At 63.7% G+C, this 19,355-nt stretch carries 21 protein-coding genes; 10 read left to right on the top strand and 11 right to left on the bottom strand.

Annotated features, from left to right (window positions below; translation table 11 throughout):
- The first annotated feature begins 30 nt into the window (after window positions 1-30).
- The 3 genes from DEI97_RS14585 to arfB are packed head-to-tail and all read left to right on the top strand — an operon-like array spanning window position 31 to window position 2,117.
- On the top strand, window positions 31-600 hold the full coding sequence (locus tag DEI97_RS14585; RefSeq protein WP_111076144.1) for an NUDIX domain-containing protein: 570 nt from the start codon (window positions 31-33) through the stop codon (window positions 598-600).
- Between the two features lie 56 nt (window positions 601-656).
- Window positions 657-1,649 carry a site-specific tyrosine recombinase XerD gene (locus DEI97_RS14580; protein ID WP_111076145.1) on the top strand — a complete coding sequence of 331 codons (993 nt, stop codon included), beginning with the start codon at window positions 657-659 and terminating at the stop codon, window positions 1,647-1,649.
- Window positions 1,650-1,694: 45 nt separating this feature from the next.
- Entirely contained in the window at window positions 1,695-2,117 is a 423-nt protein-coding gene (gene arfB / locus DEI97_RS14575) for an alternative ribosome rescue aminoacyl-tRNA hydrolase ArfB (RefSeq protein ID WP_111076146.1), read from the top strand.
- Window positions 2,118-2,148: 31 nt separating this feature from the next.
- On the opposite strand, the gene DEI97_RS14570 is transcribed toward arfB, so the two are convergent.
- The gene (locus tag DEI97_RS14570; RefSeq protein ID WP_220039243.1) at window positions 2,149-2,604 is read right to left on the bottom strand and encodes a DUF2510 domain-containing protein; all 456 of its coding nucleotides are present in this window, start codon (window positions 2,602-2,604) and stop codon (window positions 2,149-2,151) included.
- 242 nt (window positions 2,605-2,846) lie between these two features.
- Between DEI97_RS14570 and DEI97_RS14565 the strand changes: the two genes are divergently transcribed.
- Window positions 2,847-4,436, top strand: a complete 1,590-nt coding sequence (locus DEI97_RS14565) for a recombinase family protein (RefSeq protein ID WP_111076147.1) — start codon at window positions 2,847-2,849, stop codon at window positions 4,434-4,436.
- Between the two features lie 174 nt (window positions 4,437-4,610).
- Here the strand turns inward: DEI97_RS14565 and DEI97_RS14560 are convergent, their stop codons facing one another.
- Genes DEI97_RS14560 through DEI97_RS14550 form a run of 3 tightly spaced genes read right to left on the bottom strand, consistent with a single transcriptional unit; the run spans window position 4,611 to window position 5,873 of the window.
- On the bottom strand, window positions 4,611-4,769 hold the full coding sequence (locus DEI97_RS14560; protein ID WP_181439356.1) for a hypothetical protein: 159 nt from the start codon (window positions 4,767-4,769) through the stop codon (window positions 4,611-4,613).
- Window positions 4,766-5,167: a hypothetical protein gene (locus DEI97_RS14555; RefSeq protein ID WP_111076148.1), complete on the bottom strand. Its 402-nt coding sequence runs from the start codon at window positions 5,165-5,167 to the stop codon at window positions 4,766-4,768. The genes DEI97_RS14560 and DEI97_RS14555 overlap by 4 nt, the downstream gene beginning before the upstream one ends.
- Entirely contained in the window at window positions 5,160-5,873 is a 714-nt protein-coding gene (locus DEI97_RS14550; RefSeq protein WP_181439357.1) for a recombinase family protein, read from the bottom strand. Before DEI97_RS14550 ends, DEI97_RS14555 begins: the two co-directional genes overlap by 8 nt.
- Window positions 5,874-6,119: 246 nt before the next feature.
- Here DEI97_RS14550 and DEI97_RS14545 point away from each other — a divergent pair, with 246 nt between their 5' ends.
- The 3 genes from DEI97_RS14545 (at window position 6,120) to DEI97_RS14535 (ending at window position 9,751) form a co-directional block, all read left to right on the top strand.
- Entirely contained in the window at window positions 6,120-7,346 is a 1,227-nt protein-coding gene (locus DEI97_RS14545) for a hypothetical protein (RefSeq protein ID WP_111076150.1), read from the top strand.
- A gap of 71 nt (window positions 7,347-7,417) precedes the next feature.
- On the top strand, window positions 7,418-8,635 hold the full coding sequence (locus DEI97_RS14540) for a DNA cytosine methyltransferase (protein ID WP_111076197.1): 1,218 nt from the start codon (window positions 7,418-7,420) through the stop codon (window positions 8,633-8,635).
- A gap of 33 nt (window positions 8,636-8,668) precedes the next feature.
- Entirely contained in the window at window positions 8,669-9,751 is a 1,083-nt protein-coding gene (locus DEI97_RS14535; RefSeq protein ID WP_111076151.1) for a restriction endonuclease, SacI family, read from the top strand.
- 153 nt (window positions 9,752-9,904) lie between these two features.
- Here the strand turns inward: DEI97_RS14535 and DEI97_RS14530 are convergent, their stop codons facing one another.
- From DEI97_RS14530 to DEI97_RS14510, 5 genes are all read right to left on the bottom strand, one after another.
- A complete protein-coding gene (locus tag DEI97_RS14530; RefSeq protein ID WP_111076152.1) occupies window positions 9,905-10,234 on the bottom strand; it encodes a hypothetical protein in 330 nt (109 codons plus the stop codon).
- Between the two features lie 108 nt (window positions 10,235-10,342).
- On the bottom strand, window positions 10,343-10,564 hold the full coding sequence (locus DEI97_RS14525; protein WP_111076153.1) for a hypothetical protein: 222 nt from the start codon (window positions 10,562-10,564) through the stop codon (window positions 10,343-10,345).
- A gap of 63 nt (window positions 10,565-10,627) precedes the next feature.
- Entirely contained in the window at window positions 10,628-12,433 is a 1,806-nt protein-coding gene (locus DEI97_RS14520; protein ID WP_111076154.1) for a DNA primase family protein, read from the bottom strand.
- 820 nt (window positions 12,434-13,253) lie between these two features.
- Window positions 13,254-13,862, bottom strand: coding sequence for a hypothetical protein (locus tag DEI97_RS14515; RefSeq protein WP_146248238.1), 609 nt, complete (start codon window positions 13,860-13,862; stop codon window positions 13,254-13,256).
- A 346-nt stretch (window positions 13,863-14,208) separates the two neighbouring features.
- A complete protein-coding gene (locus DEI97_RS14510; RefSeq protein WP_111076156.1) occupies window positions 14,209-14,589 on the bottom strand; it encodes a hypothetical protein in 381 nt (126 codons plus the stop codon).
- Between the two features lie 453 nt (window positions 14,590-15,042).
- Here DEI97_RS14510 and DEI97_RS14505 point away from each other — a divergent pair, with 453 nt between their 5' ends.
- From DEI97_RS14505 to DEI97_RS14495, 3 genes are all read left to right on the top strand, one after another.
- On the top strand, window positions 15,043-16,125 hold the full coding sequence (locus DEI97_RS14505; protein ID WP_111076157.1) for a hypothetical protein: 1,083 nt from the start codon (window positions 15,043-15,045) through the stop codon (window positions 16,123-16,125).
- Window positions 16,126-16,203: 78 nt separating this feature from the next.
- Window positions 16,204-17,916, top strand: a complete 1,713-nt coding sequence (locus DEI97_RS14500) for an FtsK/SpoIIIE domain-containing protein (RefSeq protein WP_284158279.1) — start codon at window positions 16,204-16,206, stop codon at window positions 17,914-17,916.
- A 343-nt stretch (window positions 17,917-18,259) separates the two neighbouring features.
- On the top strand, window positions 18,260-18,508 hold the full coding sequence (locus tag DEI97_RS14495; RefSeq protein WP_111076159.1) for a hypothetical protein: 249 nt from the start codon (window positions 18,260-18,262) through the stop codon (window positions 18,506-18,508).
- 115 nt (window positions 18,509-18,623) lie between these two features.
- On the opposite strand, the gene DEI97_RS14490 is transcribed toward DEI97_RS14495, so the two are convergent.
- Complete coding sequence (locus DEI97_RS14490) at window positions 18,624-18,869, bottom strand: hypothetical protein (RefSeq protein ID WP_111076160.1); 246 nt, start codon at window positions 18,867-18,869, stop codon at window positions 18,624-18,626.
- Window positions 18,870-18,947: 78 nt separating this feature from the next.
- Window positions 18,948-19,292 (bottom strand): hypothetical protein, encoded by a 345-nt coding sequence (locus DEI97_RS14485; RefSeq protein ID WP_111076161.1) that lies wholly within the window; start codon window positions 19,290-19,292, stop codon window positions 18,948-18,950.
- Window positions 19,293-19,355: the final 63 nt, after the last annotated feature.

The following is a 19,355-nucleotide window of genomic DNA, read 5'->3' as shown; positions in this document are numbered from 1 at the left end:
TCGTCGTCGACGGTGGGGCAGGATGGCGGGGTGACTGACGCACCGATCGCCGACGAACCCGCCTCCTTCGACGTGACCGCCTCCGAGCGGGTGTTCGAGGGTGCGGTCTGGGACATCACGCGCGACACCGTCGACTACAACGGCACGGACATGGTCCGCGAGTACATCGACCACACCGGGGCCGTCGCGGTGTTCGCGGAGGACGAGGACGGCCGTGTCCTGGTCATCCAGCAGTACCGTCACCCGGTGCAGGTGCGCGACTGGGAGCTGCCGGCCGGGCTGCTCGACCACCAGGGCGAGGACCACCTGGCCGCCGCGAAGCGCGAGCTCGCCGAGGAGGCCGACGTCGAGGCCGACCACTGGGAGCACCTGGTCCGGTACAACACGTCCTCGGGCGGCAGCAACGAGTTCATCGAGGTGTTCCGGGCGACCGGGGTGCGGGCGACCTCGTCGGCGTTCGAGCGGGAGGCCGAGGAGGCCGACATCGTGATCCGCTGGGTGCCCCGCGCCGAACTCGTGGCCGGGATCCTCGAGGGACGACTGCACAACTCGGCGCTCATCGTGGCGACGCTCGCGGTGGAGGCCGCCGAGCGCCGCTAGCGCGTTCGGCCGGTCCGCCTCGGCGGTCTCGTCGGCCCCGGTAGCCTCGTCGGGTGATGCCGTTCGAGCGAGCCGTGCAGGACCACCTGCGGCACATCGCCATCGAGCGGGGGCTGTCGCCGCACACCCTGTCGGCGTACCGGCGCGACCTCGCGACGTTCGGCGAGTGGATCGGCACGCAGCCGGTCGTCGACTCCAGCGGCGCAGACCGTGCCGGCGGGGCCGGGGTGCTCGAGGACGTCGGACGTCTGGCGCGCGCGGACCTCGCCGGGTTCGTGCAGTACCTCACCACCCGTCCGGAGGGGCCGCTGGCGCCGAGGTCGGTCGCGCGGATGCTCAGCTCGGTGCGCTCGTTCTCGGCGTTCGCGGCCGGGGAGGGCTGGCTGCCGCTCGACCCGGGAGCCTCGGTCCGCCCGCCGAAGGCACCGATGCGGCTGCCGAAGGCGATCTCCGTGCACGACATGGAGCGGCTGATCGGCTCCGTCGTGGGCGACGACCCGGTGCAGCTCCGGGACCGGGCGCTCCTGGAACTGCTCTACGCGACCGGTGCCCGGATCTCGGAAGCGGTGGGTCTCTCCGTCGACGACGTGACGACCCTCGCCGACGTGGACGAGGTCTCGGACGAGGACACCGACGTCTCCGTGGTGCGGGTCACCGGCAAGGGGAACAAGCAGCGGATCGTGCCGCTCGGCAGCTACGCCCGGGCTGCGGTCGACGCGTACCTGGTGCGGGCACGGCCGGTGTTCGCCGCCCGGGGGACCGCGACGCCGGCGCTGTTCCTCGGTGCCCGCGGAGCCCGGCTGTCGCGGCAGAGCGCCTGGCTCGTCATCCAGGCGGCGGCGGAGCGGGCCGAACTGGCGGCACACGTGTCGCCGCACACCTTCCGGCACTCGTTCGCCACACACCTGCTCGAGGGCGGCGCGGACGTCCGGGTGGTGCAGGAGCTGCTCGGGCACGCCAGTGTGGCGACGACGCAGATCTACACGCTGGTGACGGCGGACATGCTGCGGGACGTGTACCAGACGGCGCACCCGCGGGCGCGGCGGTAGGCGGAGCGCGGGCCCGCGGAGCCCTGGCCGTGGGACCCTGGGCGCATGGACCTCGAGGTGGGGCCGGGGCTCACGATCCCCGAGTCGGAACTGCGGTGGCGGTTCTCGCGGTCGTCCGGCGCCGGGGGACAGCACGTCAACACCTCGGACAGTCGTGTCCAGCTGACCTGGGACGTCGCGGGGTCGTCGGCGGTGACCGAGGAGCAGCGGACGCGGATCCTCGAGCGGACCGGTCGGCGGACGGCTGCCGGGACGATCACCGTGACGGTGTCCGAGCGGCGGTCGCAACTGCGCAACCGCGAGGCTGCGCTCGACGCGCTCCGCGAGCTCCTGCGGGAAGCGCTCGCCCCGCCGGCCCCGGCACGGCGTCCGACCCGGCCGACACGGGGCTCACAGCGCCGACGCCTGGCGGGCAAGCAGCAGCGGTCCGCCACGAAGCAGCAGCGTCGGCGGCCGTCGGACGACTGATCGGAGCCTGACGGCCGGACGGAGGCCGGACTCAGAACAGGTGCAGGTGCCCGTTCGCCACGACGACCCCGGTCGCGACGGCGAGCACGAGCGCGGACGCTCCGATGCTCTGCCCGACGACCCGCCAGGGACCGGTGGCGCCCGGACGGACCAGGGCGACCAGGCCCGCGGCGATGCCGAGCAGACTGGCGAGCCCCCAGGGGTTCACGACGAGGGACACGATCGCGGCCACGACGGCCAGCACCGCGAACAGGCAGACCCGTCGGTCGCTGCTGCCGTACGCCCAGGAGTGGGCCTCGACGACACGGGCGGACGCCTCGACGGAGAACGCCGGCCCGGCCGGCATCGCGGCGAGGACGGGGACGACGGGGTCCGGTGCCTCGCGGGGGAGCACCCGGGTCGCCTCACCCCAGGCGTGACCGTCCCACCACCGCAGTCGCGCGGTGTCCTGTGGGTCCGGGAACCAGCCGGCGGCCGGCAGCGTCACGGGGAACTCCTGGTGTGTGCGGGGGCCATCAGTGCGTTCCGACGGTACCCGGCACGTTCCCCGCCCCGCTGCCCCAGAGCGGGTGTCGGCAGAAGGGGGGACCGGGAGCCGGTCCCCCCTTCTCAGACCGCTGCGGGAGCGGCGTCGACCTCGGTGAAGACGTCCTTCACGGCGGCGAGCAGCCGGGCGTTGAAGTCCACGCCGAGCTGATTCGGCGTTGCTCTTCATGTACATTCGAGCCCATGGCGGGAAGTACCGGGAGTCGCGCGGCACTCTACGGCAGGATCAGCCGGGACAAGAACGATGGCGGCGCGACCGTTGGCGAGCAAATCCGGCTGAGTAGGAAGCTCGCCGAGGAGCACGGTCTCGAAGTCGTTGCCGAGTACCGGGAGAAGGACGGGACCGGGGCGTCCGAGAGATCCAAGGCAACAGAGCGTCCAGAATACGAGGCGATGCTTGCGGCGGCGGCGGCCGGAGAGTTCGACACAATTGTGGCCTACTCCGACGACCGAATCACCCGCCGTCCTATCGAACTTGAACGACTAATCGACCTGGCTGACAAGCACAAGCTACGGTTCCTGACCGTCCGCACCGCTCTCTACGACTTGTCAACCGACTCCGGCATTCTCAACGCCCGCGTTCTTGCCGCGTTCGCTGCGCAAGAAGCACGGAACATCTCCACACGGCAGAAGGTCACCTTCCGGCGCAACGCTTTTGCTGGCCGACCCAAGCTCCAGTGGCAGCGGCCATTCGGCTGGGAGACGGATGGGGTCACGATTCGAGAGAACGAGGCGCAGCACATCCGGCAGGGCATCGAGATGGTGAAGCGTGGGGCATCCATCGGCCAGGTACAGAACGAGTGGAACTCGGCAGGCGTATTGAACTCCGCCGGTAACGAGTGGGAGTGGCTCACCGTCCGTCGAGTGCTCACCGGTTGGCGTACGGCCGGCGTGCGTACCTACCAACGAGAACCTGTCCGCACAGAAGAAGGTGATTTGGTGATGGGCACTTGGGAGCCCATCATCAGCCTGGAAGAGCGCAACCAGGTGCTCGGCATGCTCGGTCGCCTGTCGCAGAAGAAGCTTCGAACGGGGAGCTGGCCCCTTGCCGGGCTTCTCGTGTGCGGTCTTTGCGCGAAGCCGCTCTACGGTCAATTGCCGTCTGGAACTCGAAGCCGTGCACTCTACGGCTGCAAGAAGGGCCACCTGGCCATCTCAGCGGGACTCTTGGAGCAGTACCTCATTCGGCTCGTGGCGGAGCGTGCCTACCGGAACCAGCAGCAGAAGGTCGAGGAGCACCAGCCGGTCATCGCTGACGACCCGTCTGTCCACGAAGCGATCCAGACCCATCGGCGCAAGAGTAAGGAGCTGATGGACGCCTACGACGAAGGGAGACTGCCGCAGGAGATTGCCTTCCCCCGCTCGCAGGAGCACAGTCGACTCGCTGACAAGTTGGAGGCTGAGCTGAACGCCCTCATCGCTGCGCAGTCTGCCCCTCCCAGCCCTCTCCGCCGATCGAGCGACGCACTCGAAGCGCTGCTGGACATGCAGGGTCAGTTCCTTCGAGTGACGCCGACTCCCACCAGCAGCGCGGGTTCGAACTTCGGAGAGGCAGAGGCGGAAGAGAGCGGCAATGCCTGGGCGTCAGGTACCGAGCGGCAGCGCAGCGATGGCCGGGTGCAGGAGCTACCCTTCGCAGCCACGGACGAGGAGACCGCCGAGCTTAACCGGCTGCTGCGAGGCGAGCTGCAATGGGTGGGCATCAGGAAGGGTAAGGCAGGGCGCCAGAGCGCTGAGCAGTTCGCTTCGCGCGTTGATCCGCTCTGGCGGTAGGAGATTGTTGTGCTGCCGAGGAAGCGACTAGGAGCGCCATAGGAACGCGGTCACGCCTACGGGTTGCGCCTCCTCGCCGTACGCAGGGAAGCGCCTCAGGCGCACTGCTACGGCCGTTCCGGGCACAGCAAAGGGCCGGGGCGACCTTCACGGAACCCCGACCCTTCACTTCTGCTATTGAACGAACAAGCTCAACACCCCCTGAATCACATACATCACCATCACGAGACCTGCGATGAGCACTACGGGCTTGTAGTGCCACGGGAGACGCCTCCAGGCCGAGCGGACCGCGTTCTTTGCGTGCTGCTTCATCTGGTCGTTGAACTTGCTCATGACCACCAACTCCTATTCATCTTGTTGAACTGCTTCTCTACGGATTGCATCTGCGCGGCCTGCGCGTCCTCAAGCCACCGCTGGTAGCTCTCGAAGTGGTACCGCCCGGGCAAATGGAACGGGACGGGCAGGTTGTCGACCATTCCCGTGCTGGGGTTGCGGAAGGTCACGAAGTACGAGTCGGTTTCGGTGAACACCGGCCAAATGGTCACCGACTCGTAGGGGACATCAAGCTGCGCCCAGCGACTTGCGAGCCTCGTTGCCTCCAGGAGGAGCACGGGAACGCCGTTGAGCGACATCACCGTCGAGTAGGTGCCAGCACTCCGGATGTAGCCCTGGGCGGTTTCCTCTCGGAGGAACCGATTGAAGAAGGTCGTGAGCTTCCTGCGGTCAGCCATCGGACTTTTCCTGTCTCTTGGCGTCTTTCTCGATCCGTGCGATCGCCGTGGCTTCCTCTAGTCGACGGACGAGCGCTCGCTCCTCTTGGAGCAGGAGTCTCACCTGCTTGCGCAACTCGGGATCAGCGGCGATGGCCGCATCATCCTTGGCAGCTTCGATAGCCTTGGACACGGTGGCGCGGGCCACCCCGTATATCTTTGCGATGCGGACCTTCGACAGTCCAGCTTCGTGCGCCTTCACGGCCTCGGCTTTCTGCCGCACACTCAGAGCGGACGGCCGGCCAACTGATTCACCCTTGGCTTTTTTGTGCGCAAGCCGATCCTTCGTGCGCTCGGCCGTCATGTCGCGCTCGAACTCAGCGACCATCGCTAGGGCATTGAAGAGAAGACGCCCGGTTGCGGTAGTTGGATCGTGCGGGACCCCGCCGATGACGAGCGTGACCCCACGCTCATCGAGGCTGGCTGCCAGATCAGTCAGCTCGTGCATGCTCCTGCCAAGTCGGTCGAGCTTCACGCAGTGCAGGCGGTCACCTCGGCTCAGCTCAGCCAGAACACGCTCCAGACCCGGCCGCTGCGCCTTGCGTGAAGTGATCTTCTCGACCTCGATGAACTCGGGCGCTACGCCGTAGCGTAGAAGCGCCGCCTGCTGCGCTTCGAGGTCTTGCCGGTCGGTGCTCACACGCCCGTATCCGTAATCTGTCATCATCCGCTCCTTCGTCTTGAGTTGTTGACATGGCTGCATATCGGAGCGTGGTGCCACCGTTTATCGACACCGCTCTTGGGGTTGTAACGGAGGCGCTGCAATCAGAACGAGCGAATCGAGCGAAGCGGAAACCAACGATCGGTAGTTGACACCCAGCCGTTGTCGCTGGCTGCCTGTACGCTCCCGTTCAGGACTTCCGGAGGAAATATGCGACCGCCGATCGAACTCAGTACAGAGGCGCATGCTCTTATGCAGCGAGTGCGCAAGCGTTTCCTTGACTCCCGGGAGTTCAACGGACTGCACATTCACGGCGGAGATGTGGAAGTGTCGCGAGGTCCCGGGCTGGAACTCTTGAGGGCCGGTTTCCTACAGGTGGTGACCGAAGCGGACTACATGAACATCCACATCCGGCCTTGGCCCTCGCGTCGAACCCTCGACGACCAGGTGCAAGACCTCGAGTCGCTGACGCCCGACGGCTACGGCGTCTGTCTATACCCGACCCCTGCAGGCATGAAGGGCGTTCGACTGCCCGCCCGGATGGCAGGTCGGCCCTTCGCGCGCGCAATGGCACGGGGCAAAGGGACCCTCGAACTGGCGTACTTCGAGTTCGCCGTCCTCGAGCAGTACCGCAACGACAGTCGCTTCCGCTTCGGCTTTGGCGACGCCGGTGCGAGCATGTGGCTCACTGACGAGGCCTCCGACGATGCTGAGGTGTTCGAGCGGGATCATGTTGGCCTGAGCCACATTGGCTTCGCCTACGACCTGTCTGGCTATGACGCCCAGGATCCAGAGTCGCCCATCGCGAGGCGGGTCGCGGTGTTCTACTGCGACCTCATCACACTGACTCCCGAGCATCAGCGACGGTGGGAGACATACCGAGTCCCGGATGACAACCTGCAGCCGCACCCCATCTGGTGGCAGTCGCAGATGGGGCACTGGGTCGAGGAGGTCGGACCGTTCTCGCACCTGTTCATGGAGATCGAGAACCTGTGTCAGCTATCGACCATGGCCTTCGGCGAGCCCCTGTTCCGCGTGACCGAACGACCGGCAGACCTCGGCTGGCTACTTCGTCCGTCTCAGCGGGAGTGGGACGACTTCGTGCTCCAGCTCGACAAGGTGCTCTCGGACAACCTGCGCCACCATTTCTTCGACACTGCTGGCGTCCCGGCCATCGACAAGGGGGGACAACGAATCGGGTCCCTCAACCGACTGCAGCACTTCATGCTGGCGCACGGCGTGACGACCTCCGAGGCGACGACGGTGCTCGCGCCGCTCCGAAAGATTCGGAAGGCTCGCCAGAAGCCTGCCCATGAGGTGCGTAGCGACATGACCGATCGCACCTTCATCCACCAGCAGATCAGTCTGCTGCAGGAGGTCATCGGTGCTCTCACTGGCATCCGAGGCTGGCTCGCGACGCACCCCAACTGCCGGAGCTGGAAGAACAGCAACGAGAACTTGACGGCCTACCTGATCTGACGACCGGTGGACAGCTCGCACGCCGGGCGCGAACATCCTCGCTGTCGTGAGCTCGCGATACGATGATCCGCATGCCCGCAGCGCCTGACGCAACACCCGCTTCCACGGGCTCGAAACTCCCCGTCATCAGCCTTTTCGCTGGCGCAGGTGGCCTTGATCTTGCTGTCGAGCGAGTGGCCGATCGCCCGCTCACCGCACCGACGCGGCCCACTCCTGGTCCCTTCCATGTCGCAGTCGCGACGGACTACGCCCCGCAAGCTCTCGACACCCTCGCGCTGAACCTCCCGGGGACCGTCACCCTCCCCGGCGACATCCGGGAGACGACGACCTCCGACCTGCTCCGGGCGGGTTCCCTCTCCGAAGGGGACGCCGCACTCGTCGTAGGCGGCCCGCCCTGCACTCCGTTCTCGAAGTCCGGCTTTTGGCTCGCCGAGAAGCGCGAGTCACGGGACCCGAACGCATCGCTGCTTGAGGAGTATGTGCGGGTTGTCGCGCAGTCACGGCCGGAGGCCTTCGTCCTCGAGAATGTGCAGGCCCTGACCTACAAGACCCACCAGGGCGCCTTCTCGCAGCTCCTCGCGGCGCTGACCGAGCTGGGCTACAACCCACAGTGGAAGACACTGCTGGCGGCGGACTACGGCGTCCCGCAGCTTCGGAAGCGGGTCTTCATCGTGGGGCGACGCGATGGAGTCGCGTTCAAGTTCCCCGAACCGACCCACGCGGGTCCGAGTGAGACCACACGCATCTGGGACCAGACGAAGATTCCCCATGTGACGGCGGCGGCGGCCTTCGAAGGCCTCAATACTGCCCCCGAGGTCGGCGAGCTAGTCGAGGGAAAGTACGGGGAGTTGGCGGCCGAGATCCCGGGTGGGCAGAACTACCTCTGGCACACGGACCGCTACGGCGGTCGTGATGAGTTCGAGTGGCGTTCGCGCTACTGGACCTTCCTCCTTCGGCTCGCGGCCGACAAGCCAAGCTCGACCCTCCAGGCGCAGCCGGGTCCGTATGTCGGCCCTTTCCACTGGGAGAACGGCGTCAACAGTTCCGGCGAGGAGCGAGCGCGGCGACTCAGGGTGCCGGAGCTGTTGCGGCTCATGACTTTCCCGGACAACTTCCGCCTCGTCGGCAGCCGTGCGGACATCCAGCGCCAGCTGGGCAACGCGGTCCCCATGGAGCTGGGTAAGGCCGTGCTTCGAGCGCTGACGCTTCAGCTCGGCTATGTTGATGCCGAAACCGACAGCGACGAGCGGCTCGTCCGGTCGATGAGCAGTTCTGTCTTGATCAGCTGACTCTCGTGGACGGAGGCCGAGAAAGGCCTCACTTTGCCGATCAGCATCGACAAGGAAACCGCGAATCGAGTGCTCCGAACGGCGCTAGAGCTTGCTCGCAGTGACGAGCGGCTGCCGGTCGAGTGGACTAGCCATGCGGGGACCATCTTTGGTCTCGACGAGATGACCTGGACTCCTGCGTTCGGGACGATCCTGCTCGCCAAGGCGGTAGACGAGCGGGTCGACGCTCTCAGCCTCAAATCGAACGCATCGCCGGCGAATCCCTACGCCTACAGCGCGCGCGGACTCTGTCACGGTGTGCTCGTTCCGGCAGCAGTGGAGTTCGGCTTCTCAATCCGCAACACCGGTCGCGAACCGCTCAATAACAGCCCCTTCGGGAGCGCCAGCCGCATCGAGGAAATCGAGCGCCGTGCGCTCAATCGCAAGAACTTCCTCGACTTCCGGGATGTAACCCTGCGGGCTAATGAACTCACCAGCGGGGAAGCGCTGCAGGCACTCGCCGCGTTCCTGCGGGAAGGCCTTGAGGTTGCAGCAGCGGCGAAGAGCGTCGTAGCCAAAACGAATGGTCTGACCGCCGAGGGAGCGAGGATCGCCGTCGAGGACTTTCTGCGCTACGACGCCCCGGATCGCCCAAAGCGATTGCAGGCCTTCGCCGCTGCATGCCTTGATCTCCTGTCGACGGATGTGCGCTCGCGGCGCTTGAATGATCCTTCGCGCGACCTTCCGGGCGATGTTCACGCCGCGTCGGGCGGTGTCGTGGTCCTTGCCATGGAGGTGCGCGGGAAGGGTGTGACCGTCTCGGACTTCTCCACCTTCGCAACGGCATGTGACGCCGCAGGCGTGCACCGAGCGGTCATGTTCGTCGACGCGCCCCATCAGATCGACCTCACCGCCCATGTGCAGGTGAACAACCAACTGATTCGGACGACGCAAGTGAGCGCGTTCACCTCTGCGTCTCAGCTCCTCGCTGCTGCACTTCTGTGGTCGGCAGCCCCCCTCGAGTCGGCTATCGAGTCCCTTTCGGCACGCTTCCTAGAGCGGCTTCGAGAAATCGAGGTGACCCTGGCCACACTCCAGGAGTGGAGCCGAGCGGTGGCGATCGCACAGGGTCGGTAGCCCGTCCCATGGGTACAGAAGGGGCCGCGATCCTGCTTTGGATCGCGGCCCTTGCCGTGGTGTCACACAACTGCTACCTGAGGGTGACACTCCCATAGTTGAAGTTCGGCACCTTCGGGTCTGTCAGCGCCAGGGCGGCGAGCTTGGGCTTGCTCATCGGGGATCACCCACGCGGCTGTAGCGGGTTTGGCTTCCATTGCCCCGAAGCTCCACGAGCCCGGAGGCGACCAGCGCCACAGCGGCGCGGCGCTCCATGTTGGTGGGGCCGGCTTCGGGGTCGCCGTGGAGATGCTGCACGACCTGCCTCAGGGAGCGCCCCTCCTTGAGATCGATGTGCTCCAGGAGCAGCGCTGCCCCCGCGATGCGGAGAAGCATGCTCGGGGTCAGACCGCCGGCGCTGACGAGGGCGGCGTACTGGTCCTCGGTCAGCTCCGCGATGCGACCGCTGGGGGCGGGGAATCGGAAGATTGGTTCCTTGGACATGGGGTACCTCCAGGTAGTTCCTAGGCCGACTCTCGGCCGGTACCCATATCAAAAGGGGCACGAGAAAGGAGCCGGGGCAGAAGCCCCGGCTCCTCAGAGTCCCGGCGATTAGTCGCCGCGGGCTAGTCGCCGCCAGCCTCGACGGGCCGCAGCAAGCCCGAGACAGTAGAACTCCAGGTCGTAGTAGTGATCCGGGTATTTCGAGCGCAGCTCGCTCTCCCGTAGCAGCCAAAGGGCGTAGCTGGGGTCAGTGTCGACAAGCTCCCCGAAGGACCAGCCCTCGTACTTGCCGAAGGGAACGGTCTCCGTGTCTGAGTTGATGATGTGCATGAGTCATGTGCTCCTCGGTTTCTCCCGCCGCAGCAGGGTTCGGTGTGTGTGGTAGGTCTGGGGTTAGTCGACGAGCGCGGCGGCGTTGTCGGGGATAGATACCGACTCGTCAGCCAGGTCGTCGGCTTCCGTACGGAACCGGACCCCGCTCACGAAGTTGAGCATCCCGGTCGAGGGGCGAACGGTTCGCTCTGCTTCCCAGGTCTTGCGGGCGGAGTTATCCGGGATGTGGGCTGAGCGCAGCAGGTTCTTCGGAGCACGCTGGCGGCGTACATATTCCGCGCCCGCTCCCTTGAAGAGCGGGTGTGCTTGCAGCATCTCCGTGAACTTGCGGACCTTCTCGGGAGCGCGGCCAATCTCTGCCATCTCGTCCTCGTAGGTGTCGTGAAGGTCACCGATGAGGCAGTAGGAGTTTGGATCTGCCACGACGCGCTCACTCCACCAAAGTTCGATCTTGTCCTGGCCGCCCCGCCACTCCCGCTTCGCGGCCTCCATTGCGGCGGGCATCGGCGGCTCAACCATTCCCGCCTCGTACCACTTGCGAGCACCCTCAACCGCCCAAACAAGCGCGGCCTTGAGGACAGAGGGGTTCTTCGCCGCGTTGGCCAGGGCCGGGTTCTTCTTGCGTAGTCCCATGGCCTCGGGATCAGCGGCAGCGGCGTACTCCTCGGCGTCGACGAAGGTGCAGGGCATTGGAACGGGGGCGAGCCGCCGCCAGGTGCCTCGGTCGTTCTCGGACACCTGGGGCAGGTAGTTGGTGTTGACGAACACGGTGGCAGTGAAGTCGAAGGTCTCCTCGTCCTGGAACTTCTTCGCCGCGGTCATCTCACTGGTCTCGGCCAGCTCCTTGATGATGAGCGCATCGAGCCAGTTCGCCTTCGGTAGCTCCTCAATGAAGGCGGCGCGGAGCGCCTTGAGCTTGGCCTTTCCGAAGAGGTTGCCATCGCCAGCGTTGAGGAGAAGCGACGAGTCCACCCGGTCCGCGTAGGAGCCGAGCATCTTCTTCAGTACATCGGTGAGCGTGCTCTTGCCGTTGGAGCCGTCCCCGGAGAAGAAGAAGACCATCGACTTGTTGAGCGTGTGACCGGTGAGCGCGTTGCCGATCACGATCTGGAGATAGTCGGCCACCCCAGCGGGGAGCGCGCTCAACACCTCATCCCAGAGCGGGTCGGTGTAACCGGCCTCGTAGCCAGCTCCTGCGGCGCGAGTGAAAAAGTCATCAGCGCGGGCAGCACGAAGCTCTGCGCGCCGGAGGTCGAGCGCCCCATCAGCGGTTAGCAGCACATCGGGATCAGCATCGAAAATGTCGCTGGATACCTGCGCCTTACCGAAGGCGTAGTCCTGGGCGTTGCGGCACGCGGTCATGTTTCGGAACCGGCGTGCTTCGCGCGCGAGCTTCTCGTTCTGCTTGGCCTTCTCGAACAGCCCATCCTTGAACCAGTCCGCGAGAAGCGCAGTGACCTGCTTCGCTGTGGTGCTGGTCCACAGGCCGGAGGCGGGCTGGAAGCTCGCCCAGCACTTCCACTCCTGAACAGCGACTAGCTCGGCGCTGTGTGTGGCGTGGAAGGCCGCGCCGACGCCGACTTCGCTGAGGTCATCCGTCGTGAGCTTGCCGGACTTAGCCTTCTTGACCTTTGGCTTGCTCCGCACTTTCGCGACCGATGCGGTTCTCGGTTCCCCGGAAGCCTCCGTGTCTTCGGACTGCTTCGGAAGGGCGGCGTTCAGCTCTCGCCATCTCTTTTTGTAGGCGTTCCTGAGTGCGTCGCTACTCCATCCACCCCGAGGGATGTAGGTATAGCCCTGAATTTCCATGCGGCGAGCATCTGTGCGTTCGAGCTGCATGAGTTCGCTGATGATTGGATTGGACATGAGTCCTCCAGTAGTCGGTAGTCGTTGATTCGTTCGCGTCCCTGATCGGGGGACGGAACTTAATATCAAAACGGCCAACAAGCGCCTAGGTGCACACAAGAACGGCCCGGAGCGACGAAGAGGAACACGGGGCCGACTAAAACCCAACTCGATTCGTCACTCCGGGCCGCGAGTCGTAGGAGATCAGGCCAACAACTCCACCACCAGGTGCCCAACCACAATATCAAAACGGCAACGAGTCAGGCTGTTGATACCGATTTCTTCGATCCTGATGCCGAACGCTATACATCGGCATCAATCTCGTAGATAAGCGGCAGGCCCGAAGCTCTGGCTGTTTCTGTCGTCTAGGTTGGCCCAACCGATGAGACGCTAGAGGTGCGGTAGGAGTGCGGTTTGGATGCTTCCACACGAACGGTGATGCCGAATGGCCCCGGAAGCTTCTACTGATGAGCTTCTCCTTACAGGAGCTGGTTTCCCAGAGATCGGTATCTCGGTATCAAGATCATCCTCAACAGCCCAGAGCATCGATACGAGCGGGGTTCTACCTTGATACCGATCTTGAGCAATCGGTATCATTCGGCATCGAACGGCATCAGAACGGGATCACCAGCCAGGGCCCGAGTCGTGGTGTCACACATCAACAAGGTCGGAGAATCGATAGCTGCCTGCTCCTGGCGTCGGGGCTCTCAATGGTTCGTCATCATCGCCTCAGACGACAAAAGCGTCTCAGGCGGGCGCCTACTGCCTCGGAGGGCCATCGAAGCGCCCACGGACGACGAAAGCCCCGGAGCATGATGCTCCGGGGCATCTCAATGTGCGATCAGCCCAGCGACCAGTTCCAACCCGACGAGTCGAGTGTCCAGGCCCCCATTTCCGTCTGACTGTAGCCGTTCTCGTAGAAGTCGGTCCTAGACCGCTTTGACTCGAAAGTGCCTTTATAGGTCTGACCGTCGATGTCGAGTTCAACGGAGTAGGTGAGGATCGCGGCTTGCACCTCTTTCTGGCTAGAACCCACAGGAACTTCCCTGCCCGCGACGAGCAGGTTGAAGTTTGTGAAGCCCTGCTTGTTGAGCTGCGAGCTGTCGTACTCTGCGACCTTGCCAGCCTCATCCAGGATGCGGTACTTAGCGGTCTTGCCAGCGTCTTTCGCGGACAACTGCACAGTGACTGAAGCCCGCTGCTCGACCTGGTAGTACTCGATTGGCTTTCCCGGCAGACACATGCCCGAACGCCCCTGCACTTCTCCCGCACCGCTTGTAGCCAGAACGCAGAACTTGCCGTCACTCGTTGCGGCGTTTCCGTTCGTGCCGCTGAGTAGTGGCGTCACACTCACGGCCAGGGCGAGCGCAAGGCCGACAGCGCCGATCTTCAGCCAGCGATCACGCTTCGTAGCTCCGGCTGGTGAGGGGTTAGTGGTGGACTTCTTCATGATCTGCCTCCTGAGTCGTTGCGATCAGGAGCCCATATCAAAACGGCGACAAGCTGGCTCGAGCCAGAAACGAAGAAGCCGGAGGCGCGGAGAGAAAGGGAACTCCGCGCCTCCGGCTATCACACACACATACCCAGGAGGTCGATGCGACAGAGCACGACAGCGCATCAGCACGCATATCGAAGCAGTGGCGTCACACACCCACGGTCTCCATGCAATGGTGGTGTCACACCATCAGGTAGGACTCGAACCCCGCGATGGTGTCACACCATCACTCACGAGCGCAGAGCCGTAGCGTCACATCGAAAGCCCTCCTCAGAGCGGTGGTGTCACACTACGGCCGGGATCAGCCGTTGATGTCCAGCACGGCCTCCACAATTTCGGTAGCCCAGAGCTTCGCCGTGTGCTGAGTCGCCGCGTGCACCGCCCGATCCCAATCGTTGCCCGCCTGCGGCATGATGCCCTCCGCAGTTTCCCGGATGTAGTCCTCGTGGCCCTCGATGCGGAACTGAGTCTGCGCCCACTCGTAAACCCAGTTCCACCGGAAGAAGCTTCCCCCGTCCTTCTCAAGCGGGTTGCCGTAGACCGAGAGTGACTGGACGATCTGCTCCTCAGGTTGCTGCATTGCCTGGCTGATGCCGAGCGCCGGGAGCCAGCCCGATGCTCTCCGCTCTGCGAGGAGCTGGCCTGTGTCGATGCTTGCTGATCCCGAGTGAACTTCGCTCATGGGTTGACCCTAGCGAGCAACGGGAGCGCGCGGTGGTCGAGGCTGAGGAGGAGACAGCGAGAGCGGGAGCGGGAGCGGGAGGAGGAGGAGGAGGAGGAGGAGATGGTGGGAGTAGGAGACCACTAGAGGACGGAACCAGAGCCTTGCCGATGGTTGCCGACAGCCTGATGGAACTACTGCTAACAGCCTCGGCCTACCGCCGCCGCGGGCGAATCCAATAGTGGTAGAAGGAGGAGTGTTTAGTTAGTAGGAAGAGAACTAAACATGTTTGGACGCCTCAACACGCTACAGACGCGACAGGCTATGCATTCGAGTGGTGGAGGTTGGGACCCTTACCCATTTCCCCAACCACTCCACCATCCACTTCCCCCACCATTTCCCCCTCACTGCGATATCCCCTCCTGCGGCTGCACCAACCGATGTGCCCGCACCAGACCAGGAGGAAAAATCGCCATGGGACTTCCCATTCCACCACTACTCGACTCGCAGAAGCCCGAGGAAAACCTTCCTCAGCTGACCGAGACCGCAACCGAGACGAAGCAGAAGCGCAGCTCCGAGCTGTACATCGGGCCCCGAATCACAGAGGGAAACGCGCAGCGTTTGCACTTCATCGGCAAGTTCCCCGGGGCAGATGTGGAGGCCTGCTCAATCATTCGCGACCGGCAGGACGCACCCGGAACACTGCCGACAATCAAGGGAACAGACAAGCTCCTGACCAAACTCCGGTCCCTCGGAGTGATCGGGCGGGCGACAAACCCGGACACGAAGCGGTCTGTCTACTCGCTCACCAAGAGCGGAAAGATCTCGGCTGAGTCCTTCGGCCACACCGTTTCCGGTTCCGCAACCCTCAACGGAACGAGCCAGAGACGGGCGAGCCACTACCAACTGATCGCCCATGTAGCGGCCCAGTTTGCTTCGCCAGCAGGCTTCTTCCGAGACAGTCTCGGCATCGAGCCGGTCGGAATCGAAGGCGTCATCAGCGAGCACGAGATGCGGATTGCCTACGAGAAGGTCGCCGCGAAGCTTAAGAAGCGGAAGGAGAGAGGCGAGTCAGGCGACTTCGGAGTGTGGCGAGCTGGTGCCATGGCAGCAGCAATCGAGGCTGTAAGTAAGGACCGAATCGAGTGGCCTGACATCACTTCAGCGCTTCCAGCACTACTCACTCTCGGGGAGAAGGAAACACCGGAGATGGTCACAAAGGCTGTCCATCAGCCCGACCTCGCGGTGTTCCTCGACGGTGATCGGGACAGCCCAACAGCGAAGAATCTCCTCGTTGAGGTCGAGCTGAACCCCAAGAGCTGGGAAGCCTACGAGCAAATCCTTCGGACCTACAGGGCCGAACTCGACCGTGGCTTCGTCTACTCCCGCGTTGTCTACTTCACTATCGGCAACCGCGTAGAGACCATCCTCCGCAAGGTAGACCGGAAGGCCAAGACCGGACTATTCGAGTCAGGACTGCTCGTCGTTCTGCCTCTCACCCACCGCGACAACACCCCGGTGCGCTTCGAGAAGCGCATCACGATCCAGGAGAACTGATCCAGAATGGAAGGACTAACCGAAGGAATCAAGCCAGTAGGCGATTCACTCATCGACCATCTGCCGCTCATCGCTGGGGTGGTGCTCGCCCTCTGGCTCGGAGGGTGGGCCGTCGTCCGGCTCGCGCTGGTCTACGGCGAACGCTGGAAGCGCAACGCCAAGCAATACGGCGGGACGAGGCGCTTCCTCCGCCCGAAGACCTGGCTCCGGCTGCAGCCAGCCCACCTCTTCAAGATGCAGGGGGAACTCCTCAAGAGCCGCACGGTCGTGGAGTTCACTGCACCCATCAAGCACTTCTCGGAGGAGCGCAAGGAGAAAGGCTTCTATCCAGGAGAGGCATGGAGGTCGCCATACCCGAAGGCGGTCAAGGTGATTCACGACGAGAACCGGGACCTCACCAAGGGCAAGAGCGGAAAGCATCTTCGCACTCGGGCGCAGATCGCCCGTGCAGCGAAGTGGGCCGTTGTCAAGCCACTGCCCGAGGATGTCTTCATCGGTGGCGATCAGAGCAAGCACTTCATGGTTGCCATCGGACTCAACAACCACCGACGCAATCTCGTGGAGGCGCTGGAGGAGGATGTGCGGTCGGCCTTCGACGCGCAGAGCATCGAACCGTACTCCAGTGAGGAGTACGACCGGGTGAACTTCCTGGTTCATCTCTCAATGCCCGAGGACATCCTCGTGGAACGCAAGTTCGGCGTGGAGTTCTTCGAGGAGCACCCCGCGCTGTCGCCCTACTCGCTGCCCCTGGCTGTCATGGAGAACGGGAAGCCCTGGTGCCTCGACTTGCACCACACCCTTATATATGGAATGACTGGAGCAGGAAAAGGTGGCCCGATCCAGGGTGCGATCCGGCAGCTCGCCCCCTTCGTCCACGAGGGCCGGGTCAAGCTCTACGGCATCGATCCCAAGGGGCCGGAGCTGGGTGCCTACGCGAAGAAGGGCGTTCGCATGTTCGAGCGCATCTCCATCGGCCTCGCCGAGGAGAACATCCGCCAGCATGTGACCACCATCAACCAGATCGCCGCAATCGTGGCTGCACGGGGTAACACCATCGACCCGGACTTCCGAGAGGGCCACGAGGACCTGGGCCGGGACTTCCCCGCCACCAAGAAGACACCTTGGATCGTGCTCTTCATCGATGAGTACCTGACCCTGGTCAAGGGACTCAAGAAGCTCGGCAAGGAGGGCGCAGCGCCGCTCGCCACGCTGGATCAGATCCTCGCCACCGGTCGAAGCTTCGGCGTGTATGTGATCCTGGCAACTCAGGTCGCAACCAAGGAAGTCTTCGGAGATGTCCGCGACAATGTGCCCAACGCAATCGTACTCAAGCACAAGGCGAGCGACTACTGGACCAAGGAGTTCCTGGGAGAGGACGCTCTCGATTTGGGGTTCGACCCGAAGACTAAGATCGGACCGAGTAACAAGGCCAACGGCTACAAGACCGCTGGTATCGGCTATGTCTCGACGGCCTCCGGCGTGGTTCGCGTCCGCTTCGGCTACCTGAGCGACAAGGACATCATCGCCCTTGCCCGGGAGTTCATGGAGCCGGGTGCCGACCTCGGAGTGTTCAACGAGAAGACTCCGGTCTTCGATCCCAAGGACTACGGACTCGGCCCGACCGCCGACGAACTGGCCGAGGGTGGAGCCAACGGTGATTCCAATGCGGACGACGATCCCGAGGATGACGGTGGCTTCGAAGTGCAGGAGGTTCCCACAAGTTCGGCGGACGAGTTCACCCTGGCACTCCAAGAGTACGAGAAGAGCAGCAGGGCGAATAGGCAGATCTGACTCTCGGTAGGAACCATCAGGGCGGCGATCCGGCTTCGGCTTGATCGCCGCCCTTCTTCGTGCTCGCAGATGGTCAACCTCCCGAAGAAATGGCAGCCTCCCGCATCGTCATGCGGAAACACCGTGGCTGGCAGAAGGTTGCCCCTAGGAGCGAGAAGGACAGCCCAGAGGGACGATGACATCGGGGCTGTAGCCTGCGCGCTCAGAAGGCAGTTTCAGTCCGAGGAGCACGGTCAGGAAAAGCGGTATCCGAGCCATGGACACGCCGGAGGAGTTGACAGGTCTACTAGTCCATTCATGATTGCCGCAACACCACTTCCAATCCGCTCGAAAGGCAATCACCATGGCGAACACCACCAGCACCCAGACCACCACCGCTTCGAAGGCCGACGAGAAGTTCGACCGCACCATCGTGACCCGGACCTTCGCTCGCCTGAAGCACGAGGTCGGTGGCCTCGTGGACGACGCGAACCGCAGCCGGCCCTTCTACGCCGCCTCCAAGGAAGAGGCCGTCGCGAAGCGTGACTCCGCTCTCAAGGTCATCAACGAGCTGGCCGACCGCATCGACCTGCTCAAGAAGGAGGGCAACTGACCTTCGAGTACGAACCGCAATGCCTTCGGAACCTGATCCGGGGGCGTCGTTGTTCCGTGCTCTGCACCAACACAAGGAGCCCTCGACCATCGGCCGGGGGCTGCTTGTGTGTTCATCAGAGGTCGGCGGGAACCGCCCTCAGGGCTGTGAGCACGGTGTCGCTGGGCACGGCACCTAGGTTCGGGAACCAGATGCTCCTAGCCATGCTTGTCTGTACGCCGGTGACAAGATGGAACTCGGCGTAGCGGTGCTCCTCATTCCTTCTCCGAGACTCAGCGCGCTGGTGTGCGAGGTAGTCGATCATCTCGTCTAGGAGCAGTGTGCGCCTTGGCTGCGGCGGGTTTCTGTCCGTCTTGCTCATGTGCGCTCCAATCTGTAGGTAGGGGAGGGGCCGCTACTCGAAGCGGGTAGCGGCCCCTCGGGTTCTTCTGGTTCAGTCCTAGGCCTGTTCCTGGGCCTTCTTGACCTTCTTCGCCTTCTTCTCCTTCTGCGCGAAGGTCAGGAAAACGCGGCCCTTGTAGTAGTAGCTCGTCTTGCCACTTTCGGTCTTGAGCGAGCCCTTCTTCACGAGCTGGAAGCCGACTTCGAGCCGAGAATCGATCTTCAACGCCTGGAGCTCAAGTGCGCCCAGGTAGGCCTTGTCCACGAGCTTGCCCTCGGCGAGAGGAACGATCTTTCGCGGGTTGTCGAAGGCCAGAGTGATCGCCTCATCGGTCAGGTACTCATTGCTCTTCTTGCCGGTGGAAACCTCGTCGGCGGGAATGGAGTCGAGCAGTGCAATCATCGTTCTCTTCTTTCTGTCTGCCCATTCAAGGGCTGCCTTTGATGTTTTGTTTCTGTCTTCCGT

Source organism: Curtobacterium sp. MCLR17_032, assembly GCF_003234795.2.
Taxonomy (GTDB): domain Bacteria; phylum Actinomycetota; class Actinomycetes; order Actinomycetales; family Microbacteriaceae; genus Curtobacterium.
The sequence above is the reverse complement of the archived record's forward strand: the minus strand, read 5'-3'. Positions and strand labels throughout refer to the sequence as shown.